Annotated in this window: 13 protein-coding genes; 6 read left to right on the top strand and 7 right to left on the bottom strand. The window is 55.0% G+C overall.

The annotated features are described in order from the left end of the window. Positions 1 to 9 precede the first annotated feature (9 nt). Positions 10 to 2,094 carry an elongation factor G gene (fusA, locus tag R0135_RS09855; RefSeq protein ID WP_407346657.1) on the top strand — a complete coding sequence of 695 codons (2,085 nt, stop codon included), beginning with the start codon at positions 10 to 12 and terminating at the stop codon, positions 2,092 to 2,094. Positions 2,095 to 2,328: 234 nt separating this feature from the next. Here fusA and R0135_RS09850 read toward each other — a convergent pair whose 3' ends face one another. Further along, the gene (locus R0135_RS09850; RefSeq protein WP_407346656.1) at positions 2,329 to 3,135 is read right to left on the bottom strand and encodes a VOC family protein; all 807 of its coding nucleotides are present in this window, start codon (positions 3,133 to 3,135) and stop codon (positions 2,329 to 2,331) included. 165 nt (positions 3,136 to 3,300) lie between these two features. Between R0135_RS09850 and R0135_RS09845 the strand changes: the two genes are divergently transcribed. Both R0135_RS09845 and R0135_RS09840 read left to right on the top strand, forming a co-directional pair. Next, entirely contained in the window at positions 3,301 to 4,095 is a 795-nt protein-coding gene (locus R0135_RS09845) for a transporter (RefSeq protein WP_407346655.1), read from the top strand. A 30-nt stretch (positions 4,096 to 4,125) separates the two neighbouring features. After that, a complete protein-coding gene (locus R0135_RS09840) occupies positions 4,126 to 5,031 on the top strand; it encodes a phytanoyl-CoA dioxygenase family protein (RefSeq protein ID WP_407346654.1) in 906 nt (301 codons plus the stop codon). A gap of 1 nt (position 5,032) precedes the next feature. Here the strand turns inward: R0135_RS09840 and R0135_RS09835 are convergent, their stop codons facing one another. Genes R0135_RS09835 through R0135_RS09825 form a run of 3 tightly spaced genes read right to left on the bottom strand, consistent with a single transcriptional unit; the run spans position 5,033 to position 8,095 of the window. Beyond that, positions 5,033 to 6,340 (bottom strand): DUF3422 family protein, encoded by a 1,308-nt coding sequence (locus R0135_RS09835; protein WP_407346653.1) that lies wholly within the window; start codon positions 6,338 to 6,340, stop codon positions 5,033 to 5,035. Positions 6,341 to 6,383: 43 nt separating this feature from the next. Further along, on the bottom strand, positions 6,384 to 7,508 hold the full coding sequence (locus tag R0135_RS09830) for a DUF3080 family protein (protein WP_407346652.1): 1,125 nt from the start codon (positions 7,506 to 7,508) through the stop codon (positions 6,384 to 6,386). Continuing rightward, entirely contained in the window at positions 7,475 to 8,095 is a 621-nt protein-coding gene (locus R0135_RS09825) for a glutathione S-transferase family protein (RefSeq protein ID WP_407346651.1), read from the bottom strand. The genes R0135_RS09830 and R0135_RS09825 overlap by 34 nt, the downstream gene beginning before the upstream one ends. A gap of 153 nt (positions 8,096 to 8,248) precedes the next feature. Between R0135_RS09825 and R0135_RS09820 the strand changes: the two genes are divergently transcribed. After that, complete coding sequence (locus R0135_RS09820; RefSeq protein ID WP_407346649.1) at positions 8,249 to 8,683, top strand: c-type cytochrome; 435 nt, start codon at positions 8,249 to 8,251, stop codon at positions 8,681 to 8,683. A 115-nt stretch (positions 8,684 to 8,798) separates the two neighbouring features. Here the strand turns inward: R0135_RS09820 and R0135_RS09815 are convergent, their stop codons facing one another. Further along, on the bottom strand, positions 8,799 to 10,289 hold the full coding sequence (locus R0135_RS09815) for a YifB family Mg chelatase-like AAA ATPase (protein WP_407346648.1): 1,491 nt from the start codon (positions 10,287 to 10,289) through the stop codon (positions 8,799 to 8,801). A 121-nt stretch (positions 10,290 to 10,410) separates the two neighbouring features. After that, positions 10,411 to 10,677 carry an accessory factor UbiK family protein gene (locus tag R0135_RS09810; RefSeq protein ID WP_407346647.1) on the bottom strand — a complete coding sequence of 89 codons (267 nt, stop codon included), beginning with the start codon at positions 10,675 to 10,677 and terminating at the stop codon, positions 10,411 to 10,413. A gap of 313 nt (positions 10,678 to 10,990) precedes the next feature. Here R0135_RS09810 and glnK point away from each other — a divergent pair, with 313 nt between their 5' ends. Together glnK and R0135_RS09800 are read left to right on the top strand one after the other, a co-directional pair. Continuing rightward, positions 10,991 to 11,329 carry a P-II family nitrogen regulator gene (gene glnK / locus R0135_RS09805; protein ID WP_040809830.1) on the top strand — a complete coding sequence of 113 codons (339 nt, stop codon included), beginning with the start codon at positions 10,991 to 10,993 and terminating at the stop codon, positions 11,327 to 11,329. Between the two features lie 55 nt (positions 11,330 to 11,384). Then, on the top strand, positions 11,385 to 12,626 hold the full coding sequence (locus tag R0135_RS09800; RefSeq protein ID WP_407346646.1) for an ammonium transporter: 1,242 nt from the start codon (positions 11,385 to 11,387) through the stop codon (positions 12,624 to 12,626). A 340-nt stretch (positions 12,627 to 12,966) separates the two neighbouring features. Here the strand turns inward: R0135_RS09800 and R0135_RS09795 are convergent, their stop codons facing one another. Then, complete coding sequence (locus R0135_RS09795; RefSeq protein WP_407346645.1) at positions 12,967 to 13,476, bottom strand: hypothetical protein; 510 nt, start codon at positions 13,474 to 13,476, stop codon at positions 12,967 to 12,969. Between the last annotated feature and the right edge of the window lie 409 nt (positions 13,477 to 13,885).

Below are 13,885 nucleotides of genomic sequence, written 5' to 3'. Positions count from 1 at the left end.
AGAAAGACCATGGCTGACTTATCGCTTTACAGAAACATCGGCATTTTCGCTCACGTTGATGCCGGAAAAACCACGACCACCGAGCGTATCCTTAAGCTCACCGGTAAGATCCACAAGACTGGTGAAGTGCACGACGGTGCGGCGACGACCGACTTTATGGAACAGGAGCAGGAGCGCGGCATTACCATTCAGTCCGCTGCGACTACTTGTTTTTGGAAAGATCACCGTCTGAACATCATTGATACCCCGGGACACGTGGACTTCACAGTAGAAGTTTATCGTTCGCTTAAGGTTTTGGATGGCGGCGTTGGCGTATTTTGCGGATCTGGCGGTGTAGAGCCCCAGTCAGAGACAAACTGGCGCTACGCGAACGAATCTGAAGTTGCGCGAATCATCTTCGTGAACAAACTTGATCGTATTGGCGCGGACTTCCTGCGTGTTGTTGATCAGGTAGAGAATGTACTTGGTGCTAACCCACTGGTAATGGTGCTGCCTATCGGCCGTGAAGATGACTTTATCGGTGTTGTTGACCTGCTGACTCGCAAGGCGCACACCTGGCCTGATCCAGGCAATCCCGAGAAATTCGATATTACCGATGTCCCGGAGGACATGGTTGACGAGGTAGAAGAGTGGCGTGAAAAGCTCATCGAAACTGCTGTTGAGCAGGACGATGACCTGATGGAAGCATACCTAGAGGGCAATGAGCCCTCTATGGATGATATTAAGCGTTGTATCCGTAGCGGTACTCGTAAGCTGGACTTCTTCCCGACCTACTGTGGTTCTGCGTTCAAGGACAAGGGTGTTCAGCTGATTCTGGATGCGGTTGTTGATTACCTGCCTAACCCTACTGAAGTAGATCCCCAGGATCTTACCGATGAACTGGGTGAAGCTACCGGCGAGAAGGCACTGGTTTCTACCGAAGAGCCTCTGCGCGCGCTGGCGTTTAAAATCATGGACGACCGTTTTGGTGCCCTGACCTTCGTGCGTCTGTATTCGGGTGTATTGAATCGTGGTGACACGATCCTCAACTCCTTTACCGGCAAATCTGAGCGTGTTGGCCGTATGGTTGAGATGCACGCTAACGACCGGAACGAACTGGAGCGGGCCCAGGCTGGCGACATCATCGCCATCGTAGGTATGAAGAACGTTCAGACAGGTCATACCCTGTGTGATCCCAAGCATCCTTGCACCTTGGAAGCGATGGTCTTCCCGGAGCCAGTGATCTCGATCGCTGTGGCGCCAAAGGACAAGGCCGGTGCCGAGAAGATGGCGATTGCCATCGGCAAAATGGTTGCTGAGGATCCTTCGTTCCGTGTTGAGACCGATGAAGATTCAGGCGAAACCATTCTCAAGGGAATGGGCGAACTGCACCTTGATGTGAAAGTCGACATCCTCAAGCGTACCTATGCCGTTGAGCTCAACGTGGGCAAGCCGCAGGTGGCTTACCGCGAGACTATCACCATGGAAATCGACGACTCTTACACGCACAAGAAGCAGTCGGGTGGTTCAGGTCAGTACGGCAAGATCGATTACCGTATCCGCCCGGGTGAAGCCGGTTCTGGCTTTACTTTCTCTACCTCGGTTGTGGGCGGTAACGTTCCCAAGGAATTCTTCCCGGCGATCGAGAAGGGCTTCAAGAGCCTCATGGGCGAAGGTACTGTTGCGGGATTCCCGGTTCTGGACGTTGAAGTTGAAGTGTATGACGGTGGATTCCACGCCGTTGACTCCTCAGCCATCGCCTTTGAATTGGCTGCTAAGGGTGCATTCCGTCAATCCATGCCTAAAGCGGGTGCTCAGTTGATCGAGCCCATCATGAAGGTAGATGTATTTACGCCTGATGATCACGTTGGTGACGTCATCGGTGACCTAAACCGTCGTCGTGGCATGATCAAAGATCAGGACGCAGGTCCTACCGGTGTTCGCATCAAGGCCGAAGTGCCTCTGTCAGAGATGTTTGGTTACATTGGTACGCTGCGTACCATGACCTCGGGTCGTGGTCAGTTCTCTATGGAGTTCTCGCACTACCTGCCATGCCCCGCAAACGTTGCAGAGACTGTTATTGCAGAAGTCAAAGAGCGTAAAGCGAACGCCTAAGCCTTGGGTTTGGAGCGTAAGCAAAAGCCGGCATTGATTGCCGGCTTTTTTTTGCTTCATCGCTGGTGCTCGGTATTAGGGCCAGCAATGCGGGGCTTTAATTCGGCGAGACAGACGGCAATCCTTTGAGCAGCTCGAGTGAAGCGGGGTTGAGCCGCCCAGAAAGTTTATTGAGCCGGGAGTGAGGAGCGACGGTCCTTGAGAGTGGCGATGAAACTTGCTGCTCCGCGGTCTTTAGGCCGCAGGCAACTCAATAAGCAGTGTGGCAACGCCAGCTGTGTTGTTGCGCACCGTAAGTACACGGGAGCCTGGTTTGCGTCCTTTTCGTACCTCTGAGACATCAAATCCCGCCTGCTTGAGTCGCGCATGGCTGGCATCGGCGTCTGCAACCCGCCAGGTGAGGCCGTAGAAGCTGTCCTGCTTGGATGCGGCGTCATTAATGGTCTGGGCCCCGTCCTGACCCAGTTGTTCGAAGACTTCGACAATTAAATCGCCACAGCGAAAAAACATCAGACGTGCCTTCCACTCTGCGCGGCTCATATCCATGCGCATGTCCAGGCCCAGTTGAGATCCGAGCAAGAATGCTGTCCCCTCGGCACCCTGTGAAGCGATAACGATATGGTCGAGCCCGTTTGCTGCGCTGGACGTTGTCATCCCAAAGCTCGCATTTCGTTCGATAAAAGATAGCTGAATGCCCCGGGTATCAACGCTGGCTGCGATGTGCATTTTTGGGGTAATTTTTGTGGCGCTGTGGGTTTTTTCTGGAGTCTCATGAGAAGCAATACCAACGCGCTTTAGTCGACGATGTATGCGCTCGAGATTGTCTACGGCAAAGCAAATGGCCTCCAGACCCCGCGCTTGCTCGGACGCTACAAGATGCACGGACATGTTGTCGGTGTTGAAGACTGCCATTTCTTCATCGCCCGCAGTGCCCTGCCAGGAGGGTGCTACGCCCAGTAAGGCCGCGTAATGGCCGATCTCTGTCGCCAGATCAGTCACGGTGATCCTGATGTGTTCCAGTGCCAGAATAGGGGATGTCATGAGGTGCTCCGCGACGGTGAGTAAACGGGTGACGTGCTTTTGCACAGGCTGGCCATTTTTGCACAAAGCCTTGCCAGTCGCTTCCTTAGACAAAGCTGTGCTGAGCGCGGTATGGGTGCATGAGCCTGTCATGCGTGGAGAGCGCTGCTGTGGCACTATGCCCGGATGAACAAACTGACGACATTTGCCGTTATGGCACTGCTGTTTCCCTTATCCGCACTCCAGGCGGCAGAGGACTCTACAGATCTGGCCAAAAAGCTCGCTAACCCGGTGGCTGCTTTAATCAGCGTACCCATTCAAGCTAATTACGATGATGGCTTTGGCGCAGACGATGGCAGCGTTTTACGGGTGAATGTGCAGCCCGTGATACCTATATCCCTGAATAAAGATTGGAACCTGATTTCTCGAACGATTCTGCCGCTTATTGACCAGACAGATGTTCCATCTTCGCGGCAGGGTGAGTCCGGCGTGGGTGATGTGGTGCAGAGCCTGTTTTTTTCTCCCGTAGAGGCCAGTAAGAGCGGCTGGATTCTTGGGGCGGGCCCGGTTTTTTTACTGCCCACTGCCAGCGATGATGCTCTGGGTGCTGACAAGTGGGGTGCAGGGCCCACCGGTATTGCTTTGAAGCAAACCGGGCCCTGGACCTATGGCGTCTTGGTCAACCATATCGAGTCCTTTGCAGGCTCTGGTGATCAAGATGTGAGTGCCACTTTTTTGCAGCCATTTCTCACTTATATTACCGGCACGCAGACGACTTTCGCACTGAATACGGAGTCAACCTACGACTGGGGTGCTCAGCAATGGTCTACGCCCATAAACCTCAATGTCGCTCAACTGCTTCGGGTCGGGGGACAGATGTTGCAGGTGGGTGCCGGTGCCCGGTATTGGGCGGAAAGCCCTCGCGGGGGGGCCGAGGGTTGGGGACTGCGCTTGAATTTAACCTTGTTGTTTCCCAAATGAGCGGCGTGTTGCAAAGCTAGAGGCAAAGCTATGGCAAATGGACCCAGCGGCCGCGATGACCCCCGGTTTCGTCAAATTGATAGTTTTAGAGACTACTTCGACGTTGATCTTGCTCGAACCCACACGTTTACCGACAGCGCAGCGGCGGCCAAGATAGACCCGACGATTTTAGAGTCACAGCACAGGGCGCTTCTGCGTGATGGTTTTGTGATTATTGAAGACCTCGTAAACCCCTCACAGCTGGAGCAACTTCGCAGCGAAGCTAGTGCTTATCTGGACAAACCTGGACGTAATTCTTTTGAGGGTGAGCGCACGCAAAGGCTCTACGGACTGCCAGAAAAGTGCCGCGCTGCCGATGACTTTATTACCCACCCATTGATTCTTGCGCACCTGGATCGCTTGCTGAAGCCCAATTATTTATTGTCCCAGGCGCAGGTCATTAACATACTCAGTGGATCGCCGGCGCAGCCATTGCACATTGATGATGGCTTTTATCCCTGGCCAAGTCCTCGGCCTGCATTAAGTGTCGCTACGGTTTTCGCCATCGATGACTTTACACAAGACAATGGAGCAACAGTTGCAATACCCGGGAGCCATCTTTGGGGAGAGGGGCGCACGCCCGAGGATAGCGATCCGCGTATTAAGGCGCTGATGCGCGCAGGTTCTTGCATTCTGTTTATGGGCAACCTGTGGCATGGCGGTGGCGAGAACTACTCGGGAGGCAGCCGACTGGCTTTTACCGGGCAGTATTGCGAGCCTTATCTGCGTACCCAGGAAAATTATTTCCTGTCGGTATCTAAAGAGACCGCGGCGAGCGTGTCGGAAGATATGCGACGCTTGTTGGGTTATTCCATCCATCCCCCGTTTATGGGGATGGTTAACGGTATGCATCCCAAGCGAGAGCTTCCGATGCCGCAACCCAAGACCGACGACTGAGCTAGTGTTTGAGTCGATTTTTGATGCTTCGCACCGAGAGCCAAACAACCACGAGCACAGCGGGCGCAGTGATACCGGTGAGTAGGTCCGGATCTACGGCGAGCCCCAGTGTTTTGCCCGATTTGAACAAATAGCCAAGCAAACCTACCGCGTAGTAAGTGATGGCGAAGATAGAAAACCCTTCTACCGATTGTTGGAGTCGCAGCTGCAGATTTGCACGCTCGGCCAGGCTTTCGAGAATGGCCTGATTCTGTTTTTTCTGGTCCATATCGACCATGGAGTCCAGCAGTTGTGTGGCGCGGGTGACGCGCTGCGCGAGTTCCTGGGTGCGTCGCTCTGCCGCCTCGCAGGTTCGCATGGCCGGCATCAAGGTTTTTTGAAGGAAGGTGGTGTAGCGCGGGGCACTGCCCTTTTGCGCTTCCGAAAGCTCAGCAAGACGTCGTTCCACGATGCCGTTATAGGCCCGGGCAGCGGCAAACCGGTAAGCGTGCGCCGCTGCCACATGCTCAACTTTTGCCGCAATACGAGTTATTCGTTGCAGCAGTCGCTCCAGTGCTGGATCCGCGTCCCGATGGGCAATTTGCTCCATCACCTCATCGAGGGCCGGTTCGAGTTCGCCTAAGGTGCCCATGACCTCTCGGGCGGCCTGAAGCCCCAGCATCGCCAGCATGCGGTAGGTTTCGACTTCGAGTACCCGCTGCAGATGACGGGACAAACGCGCTTCGCTGAGGCCGCAGTCCACAATAACAACGCGGAGAAAACCCTCCGCATCCAGTCGAAAGCTGGACCAGATCTCGCCCTTACCACGCGATACCGTGCCGCCATAGACTTCGCTACTGCCCAAGAGGGCGCGTATTCGTTTCAGGCGACTGTCTTCCGGGCTGTCTGTGTCGCAGATGACTTCTACATGAACGCCAATAAAGAGTTCGCCCAGCAGTCGGGATCTCATGCTGGCGTCCAAAAAAGTCAGCGCCGAGGCTGCAAAGGGAGGTTCGGCATTGCCAGCTACAAGCAAGGTGTAGGAATCTGCCTCGGTATGCCCTTCCCATTTCAGAAGACAGTTACCCACCTGCACAGAATGGTGACGGCTGTTTTTGCATGGCCCACTCTGGTCCTGGGCTTGGCAAAATGCTGCAAACTGCTCCCGGCGCTCCTCAAGGCTCACATCACCGCGAAGGCAAACAATGTGCGAGCAACGCAGCGGCGAGGGCAAAGCCAATAACGGGCGCGCATGCCATTCATTGCTCAGCGCCACTCGCTCGCTGATGTTGCTGGCACCTGCGCTGATGTCTGACTCGAGTTCTTCCATGACTTGTTATCCACCTTTTAGCTAGTTACGGCGCTGCCATGGCCTACAGATCAATGTCTTTTGTGACTTCTGGGGCAAACTCAGCGTAACAAGTGCCAAGAAGTTGTTGTAGTTGATTGACGTGATGGCGTGGTGCCGCGATATCCCTGCTGAGTTTGGTTTTCCTATTCTCTTGCCAGCTTTGATAATCCCTGGTGAGCACAGCAGATAACAATGATTCGAGCTGCGTTACAGGCTCGCTTAGCTGGTAATAGCGCTTGTTCAGTTCGGCGGCTCGCACTTGAATGCGCTCAACAAAAAACTTGCCTATCACCGTGCGCAGGATGGGTGCTGCCTTGCCCCGGGTGTTGTCCGTGCAAAGTGGACCCTTGGCGATACGCCGGTCAATGAGCGCATTTGCCGCGTCTAGATAGGCCCTTTGCCGCGATAATGCATCCAGTAGTTCACCACCGTCGCCCTGCGCGATGTCCGCGAGCGCCAACTCAAAGCGTGTTTCATCGACTTGATAATCCCCCGCGAGCCAACGAGTTGCGTCTGCGGTGATCTGCTCCAAAGCGGTGATGACCAGGCTGCTGGTTTGTGCAGGGTAATCCTCCTGTGCCTGAACTGTGCGCCAGAAGTCGCGGTACTCGCGATTCCCCAAGGTGGCGTTAAAAATCAAAGCGGGAAGTTGCGATCGCTTGAGGACGGCGCTTTCCTTGATGACACTGGCAAGTTCTTCCCGCCCGTCAGTCAGCAGCGTATCGATACAAGCTGGTGCCTCCCGTAGGAACGCCAATTCCATGAGCAGGCGCTGGGATGGCGGAGCAACTCTGCCTAAGCTGCTATTGCGCTTGGCCACCGTCTGCTGCAGGGAGCAGCCCCTAAGGCGAAGAAAGTCCAGTCCATCAAGCTTGCTCCCCTTAAGTGAAATGCGCAGCGATTCCGCTCGCGGCGGCATCGGCGTTGTAGGTACCTCGGCCTGTATTACCTCGATACCCAGTGGACGCGACAGGCGCTGGAGATAATCCTCCAGCTCGGCTGTCTGCCCTCCGTCAGTGCAGGCGGACAGCAGTAGCAGTGGTCCCGCGACCAGCAGCGCTGTTGTGCGGAATGTGCAGACGCGCTGCGCCCGGGGCTTGAGCGGCTGCGCTGTCAGCTTAGTGCGGCGCGACAGCGCTCTGCCCACGCGGTGAGCTTGTCACAGCCTTCAGGAATGGATTCTTTCACCCAGCGAGCAGTTTCTACACCGACCAAAAGATCGATGTCAGCAAAGGTAATGGCGTCGCCGCACAAGAAAGGTTTGTCTCCCAGTTCTTGGTTAAAAAGTTCGAGACTACCCCGAAAGCGCTTGCGGCCTCGTTCTTCCAGTGCCGGTATCTGCTCCACATCCAGAGGCCCGGGAAGCGCGCGGTTTTCGAAGGCCGGGCTGCGGTTGCGGAGCATTTCTGCGAAAGCTTCGAAGATGGAAACAAAGATACGATGATCCCAGCTGATAACCAGTGCGCGCTCCAGGGGAGTACTGCCCATCAATGGCTTTGTCGGATAGAGCTCTTCGAGATAGGCGCAGATGGCGATAACTTCTGTCAGCAGTACGCCTTCATCGGTCAAGAGCGCGGGTAGTGTGCCCAGGGGGTTAACGTCCAGAAACTCAGCGTCGCGGTGCGCATTGGCACGCATATCAATCTGGGTAGTGGGCAGCTCTATTCCCTTGAATGCCAGGAATAGGCCCAAACGTCGTGGATTGGGAGCGGAGTCATAGGTATACAAATGCATAGTGGACTTCTCTTTGCGCGATTAACGTTAGGGTTTGTGACGGCCAAATGGTAGCAGAGGCTCGAATCCACGTGGTTATTGGGGCTGCAGTCTTCGCTTTGAAGCAGCTTGCGCTGCGGCTATAATGCGCGCCCACGAAACGGAGGATTTACCGTGTTGACGCGAATTTTATTGCTAGGTCTGTCACTGGGTGTGATTGTCGCGGCGCAAGCCGTAGAACTTACCGATGAGCAGCGTGCTGCCATTGAGGCGCGCATAGCGCCAGTTGGTGAAGTGTGTCTGCAGGGCGAGAACTGTGGTGGCGCGCCGGCAGCGATGGGTGCCGTGGGTGCGGTTGCCGTTATCGACGGCGAGGGTACTTACAACATGGCCTGTCTGGCTTGTCACGCTTCGGGTGCTGCGGGCGCTCCCATTGTTGGGGATTCGGGTTCCTGGGCGCCACGTATCGCCAAGGGCATCGATGCGCTTTACAACAGCGGTATCAATGGCATAGCCGGATCTGGAATGATGGCCAAAGGTGGTCGAGCTGACCTGTCCGACGAGGCCGTCATGGCTGCGGTTGATTTCATGATCGAGAACAGTCAGTAAAGATGTAGCCGGCAGGCTCGCGCAAACGAGCCTTCGAAAGGAACCGCCATAGTTCGCTACGGCGGTTTTTTTGTGCCTGAATTTAACCGTTTCAGTACTGCCGTCAGCGCCGTTTTCAATGTTGTTGCACCGTGTCGCGATAAGCTAAGGCTTCCTGTAAGTGGGGGGCGCTCACGGAATCTTCTTCTGCCAGATCGGCAATGCTGCGTGCTACGCGCAGCATCCTGTGCACTGCTCTGGCAGACAGTTTCAATCCTGCCGCACTGCGTTCAACAAGTGCTTTTTCTTCAGTGCCAAGCTTGCAACTGTCTATAAGCGTTGAACCGGTGAGCCGAGAGTTGCTTTGGCCTTGCCGCCGATGCTGCTGTGTCTTTGAGCGTATTACGCGGCTGCGCACAGTCGCTGAGTTTTCGCCCTGGCCACAGGAAAACAAGTCGCCTGCATCTTCCCGCTCGACGCGAACATGTAGGTCTAGTCGGTCCAGTAACGGGCCGGACACCCGCGCGCTGTAGCTCAGGCGTTGTGCAGTACTGCATTTACAGGGCTTGTGAGGGTCCCCGGAAAATCCGCAGGGGCAGGGGTTCATCGCCGCAATCAACTGAAAGCGGGCGGGGTAGCGAATACTGCAACTTGCACGGGCCAAGCAGATCTCGCCGGTCTCCAGTGGCTCTCTGAGCATATCCAGTGTGTGCCGGGAGAACTCTGGGAGTTCGTCGAGAAACAGGACGCCCCCGTGTGCCATCGAGATCTCTCCTGGCCTGGGGATGGAGCCACCCCCGACCAGGGCTGCAGCGCTGGCACTGTGATGCGGTGCTCTAAAGGCGCGTTGCTGTCCCCGAAGCGTTTCTCCTTGCAGGTCATGCAGCGCGCATACTGTAAGCCACTCACGGTGATCGGGCGGTGGCAGGATGCCCGGTAAGCAATTGGCAAGAAGGGTTTTACCCGTGCCTGGGGGGCCTGTCAGCAAGAGGTTGTGTCCGCCGGCGGCGGCAATCTCCAACGCACGGCGCGGTACGAGTTGACCCGATACTTCGCAAAGATCAGGCCCAGCTTGCATGGACTCCAGTGGAGCTGTACTCGTTTCGGGCGGCTGTGCTCGTCCGCGCAGCACCGCACAGAGCGACAGCAGGTCTGAGGAATGGACGAGTGTGCTGTCGGGTATGGCCCGACAGGACTGCACGGAGTCAGTGGGAAGCAGTATTCGGCGTTTACTCTGGCCGGCAGCCATTGCCGCGGCGACAGTGCCGCGCACCGGCCGTAAAGTCCCATCCAGAGCCAGCTCCCCGATGCACTCGCTTCCCAGCAGTGCGTCTTGCGGTAGCTGCCCCGACGCACAGAGGATGCCCAGCGCGATGGGAAGATCGAAGCGACCTCCCCCCTTTGGAAGGTCCGCAGGTGCGAGGTTCACCGTAATACGCCGGTCAGGAAACTCGAAGTGGGAGTTGATCAGCGCGCTGCGCACGCGATCTTTGCTCTCCCGCACGGCAGTCTCTGGCATCCCCACGACCGTAAAAGCCGGCAGTCCGTTAGAGAGGTGTACTTCAACACGCACCAATGGCGCGTTCAGGCCTTGATTGGCCCGAGATAGAACCACGGCGTAGTTCATGACCCGTCCCTGAGTAATCGCGATGGCATCCTTGCCTCGCGTGCGAGCAGCGTTTAGCTGCCGCTTGAGTCTACTGCGTCTACGCCAGTTGATTGATCATCAATAAGACGCAATTTTCTATTTAGTCGACCGCGTTCTTTTCGAGAGCATCTACCAGCGCGCTCATGGCGGCTAGCTCTGACTCCAGGGCGGCTACTTTGCTGCGAGTCCGTTCAAGTATTTCACTTTGCGCATCGAACTCCTCACGACTCACAAAATCCAGCTTGCGCAGGGCTGATTGTATGAGCTGGCGCGCGTTGCGATCGACCTCGTCTACCAGGCCAGCTGGCCCGACGAGTTCGCTGACTTGTTGCATAACTTCACTGATGGGGGGCGGTTTAAGCGCCATAAAAAGTTCTCCTGCCTGATGCTTACGCAGTGTAGAGGATGGTGTTCACAGATCACAGCTCAAGGCGGTGCACCAAAGTGACACCAAGCACCAATATGGTGCGTTATTTGCGGTGCTCGCACCCTTTTTATCGACCGATTTATGTCGATTTTTTTGTAATGCACTGATTATTAATGGAAATTCATGTGTGGCATATCCATTGCTCAAAGCATATACGGAAACGTCGTGCTGCCCTCGAGGTGGTGCAATAAGACGATTAAACGGCGAGCCGATTGGCGCCAGTTGTGCGCCCTTGTTCAGTCAGGAGAAGTAAATGAAGTTGATAACGGCAATTGTGAAGCCATTCAAGCTGGATGACGTGCGTGAGTCACTGTCAGAAATCGGCGTGCAGGGCATCACCGTTACAGAAGTCAAAGGATTTGGGCGACAAAAGGGTCATACCGAGTTGTATCGCGGCGCCGAGTACGTCGTGGACTTTCTTCCCAAGGTAAAGATCGAAGTGGCTGTTGCTGAGGGCATGGTCGACCAAACGATTGAAGCGATCACCAAGTCTGCAAATACCGGAAAGATCGGAGACGGCAAAGTGTTCGTGTCCAGCCTGGAGCAGGTAATTCGTATTCGCACCGGCGAGACCGGCGAAGAAGCGATCTAACAGCGCCTCTACTGACTAGCGCTAACAGCCCCGAATTCAGCACGAGAGACTTTTCATGGAAAACCAAATTTTTGAACTGAGCTACGCACTGGACACGTTTTATTTTCTCGTGTGCGGTGCCCTGGTAATGTGGATGGCCGCTGGCTTCGCCATGCTCGAAGCCGGTCTGGTGCGATCCAAGAACACCACCGAGATCCTTACTAAAAACGTTGCACTGTTTGCTATTGCCTGCACCATGTACATGGTTTGCGGCTACGCAATTATGTATCCCTCGCTGGGCGCAAGCATGCTTGCGGGCATCACTGGGGACGGTGTCGCGGGAGCTGAGGAGGCTGCCACCTACGCACCTTCGGCTGACTTTTTCTTTCAGGTTGTGTTCGTCGCTACCGCCATGTCCATTGTGTCTGGCGCGGTTGCCGAGCGCATGAAGCTGTGGTCCTTCTTGATCTTTGCCGTAGTCATGACGGGCTTCATCTACCCCATGGAAGGCAACTGGACCTGGGGCGGAGACCCTGTCTTTGGTATGTACACCTTGGGCGACCTTGGCTTTTCTGACTTCGCTGGCTCGGGCATTGTTCACATGGCCGGTGCGGCTGCTGCTCTGGCTGGTGTTCTGCTGCTGGGAGCTCGAAAGGGCAAGTACCGCGCTGACGGATCTGTCGTAGCGATCCCCGGTGCCAACCTGCCTATGGCCACCCTTGGCACATTCATCCTTTGGATGGGCTGGTTCGGATTCAACGGCGGTTCGGTGCTTGCAACGGCGAGCGTAGAAAACGCCAACGCTGTCGCCGTCGTCTTTATGAATACCAATGCCGCTGCTTGTGGTGGTCTGGTTGCTGCGCTACTTACAGCACGACTGCTCTTCGGTAAGGCAGATCTGACTATGGCGCTTAACGGTGCTTTGGCAGGTCTTGTGGCAATTACGGCTGAGCCATCTACGCCTACTCCCTTGATGGCCACCTTGTTTGGTGCTGTCGGTGGCGTTTTGGTGGTCTTCTCCATCATCACTTTGGACAAGCTCAAGATTGATGATCCTGTCGGTGCTATTTCGGTGCACGGTGTTGTGGGTCTACTGGGTCTCCTTCTGGTTCCTGTAACCAACGACGGTTCCAGCTTCAGTGGTCAGCTTATCGGTGCAGCCACTATCTTTGGCTGGGTATTCGCCACCAGCTTTATTGTTTTCTTCGCGATCAAGAGTGTCATGGGTATCCGGGTCACGGAAGAAGAGGAATACGAAGGTGTGGATCTGTCGGAGTGTGGCCTGGAGGCCTACCCGGAGTTCGTATCTGCTAAGTAACCATCTTGCGGGCGCATTATTTAATGCGTTTTTTTGGGGGCCCTTTGGGCCCCCTTTTTTTTATCGCGCCGGAGCTTTTTAGGGAAGTCCTCGGAAAAGTCTGGTCTCGGTTCTTACTATGTTCGTATTGTCGACTGGAGGGTCAGGGTGTTGAGCTCACAGCAATGGATTCCCTGTAAGGGTCAATTGAGCTGTAAGCTGCTAAGGCTGTTCGGTCGAGTGAGGCTGCGTTTGCCGATGAGTGATGATGGCCGTTGTCAACTCAAGGCGGCCGATCCTCAATGTGAGATTTCAAATATTCTAGGGTCTGCCATGTGGCAACAACGGCCGTCTTTAGAACTCAATTCGCACCGCTGCCTATACCTATGAGCCCGTCTACGAACTGCTGGAACTCGATGTTAAATATGAACCGCTCGCTCTCCCACGCCCATCGCATTGAGCGACTTCTACCATCAATATCTTCGACAGATGCGTCTTGGCTAAGACCATATGTTGAAATCTCAGAAACAATTGAATCGTACAAAACTGGGTCTAGTGTTTCGTTGCTCCACTGACGATGCCCATTCGACCAAACGTGGAAAAGGGCTCGCCACATACCGAGAACCAATATCCGCTCTTCTGGAGACAATTTATCTGGCTCTTCAAAAGATACGACGACTGCGCGGGCAAGCTCTGGGCTCGACGCTAAGAGTAGATTTAATTCGATGAATGCATCTGCAACTGACGCATTTGAGGAGGCTCGTGTTGCAACCGAATTTTGCCTTACTTCAAGTCCCACAAAGGCGAGAGATCCCACGATGCTCAGCAAGCCGATCACTTCGGCGATTCCCCTGGCAGTCCAACCAAGCATAACTGGGTCCTAGTCCGATCTCGTAAGAGTTGAGTGAATAGGCGCTGCCACGAGTGACCGCAATCAATTGTTGACTCGTCCAAACCATATCACAGCGCCAAAGTGTCGAAGTAGGCGAAACCGGTCGTGTTGGTAACTTCCGCTTTCACCTCGGAGGGGTCATTGGCATAGCGGGCGATTGGGTCTATTTTGGGGTTGATGGCATCCATTGAGCACGCCTATCGACCCGGCGACGCTGATAGGGGGAAAGGCGTACTTCCTGCCAAACCCCGCTGACACCTAATCAGAGACGCTGATGGGCGTCAGCTTTTTTTACAATTGCGCTGAATATCAAACCGTGATTCGGCTGAAAGCCTTGTTTTTAGGGGTATGGCGCATTTTATGCTTCCCTTACTACGTTTCAGGCTAA

The organism is Congregibacter variabilis, from assembly GCF_045689235.1.
In the GTDB taxonomy this organism is placed as follows: domain Bacteria; phylum Pseudomonadota; class Gammaproteobacteria; order Pseudomonadales; family Halieaceae; genus Congregibacter; species Congregibacter variabilis.
This window is presented reverse-complemented; position numbering and strand designations above follow the sequence as displayed.

What these genes read in the sequence shown, in the direction of transcription:
- fusA (WP_407346657.1), top strand. Translation starts at nt 10, where the DNA reads ATGGCTGACTTATCGCTTTACAGAAACATCGGCATTTTCGCTCACGTT.
- R0135_RS09850 (WP_407346656.1), bottom strand. Translation starts at nt 3,135, where the DNA reads ATGACATCCCCTATTCTGGCACTGGAACACATCAGGATCACCGTGACT.
- R0135_RS09845 (WP_407346655.1), top strand. Translation starts at nt 3,301, where the DNA reads ATGAACAAACTGACGACATTTGCCGTTATGGCACTGCTGTTTCCCTTA.
- R0135_RS09840 (WP_407346654.1), top strand. Translation starts at nt 4,126, where the DNA reads ATGGCAAATGGACCCAGCGGCCGCGATGACCCCCGGTTTCGTCAAATT.
- R0135_RS09835 (WP_407346653.1), bottom strand. Translation starts at nt 6,340, where the DNA reads ATGGAAGAACTCGAGTCAGACATCAGCGCAGGTGCCAGCAACATCAGC.
- R0135_RS09825 (WP_407346651.1), bottom strand. Translation starts at nt 8,095, where the DNA reads ATGCATTTGTATACCTATGACTCCGCTCCCAATCCACGACGTTTGGGC.
- R0135_RS09815 (WP_407346648.1), bottom strand. Translation starts at nt 10,289, where the DNA reads ATGAACTACGCCGTGGTTCTATCTCGGGCCAATCAAGGCCTGAACGCG.
- R0135_RS09810 (WP_407346647.1), bottom strand. Translation starts at nt 10,677, where the DNA reads ATGGCGCTTAAACCGCCCCCCATCAGTGAAGTTATGCAACAAGTCAGC.
- glnK (WP_040809830.1), top strand. Translation starts at nt 10,991, where the DNA reads ATGAAGTTGATAACGGCAATTGTGAAGCCATTCAAGCTGGATGACGTG.
- R0135_RS09800 (WP_407346646.1), top strand. Translation starts at nt 11,385, where the DNA reads ATGGAAAACCAAATTTTTGAACTGAGCTACGCACTGGACACGTTTTAT.
- R0135_RS09795 (WP_407346645.1), bottom strand. Translation starts at nt 13,476, where the DNA reads ATGCTTGGTTGGACTGCCAGGGGAATCGCCGAAGTGATCGGCTTGCTG.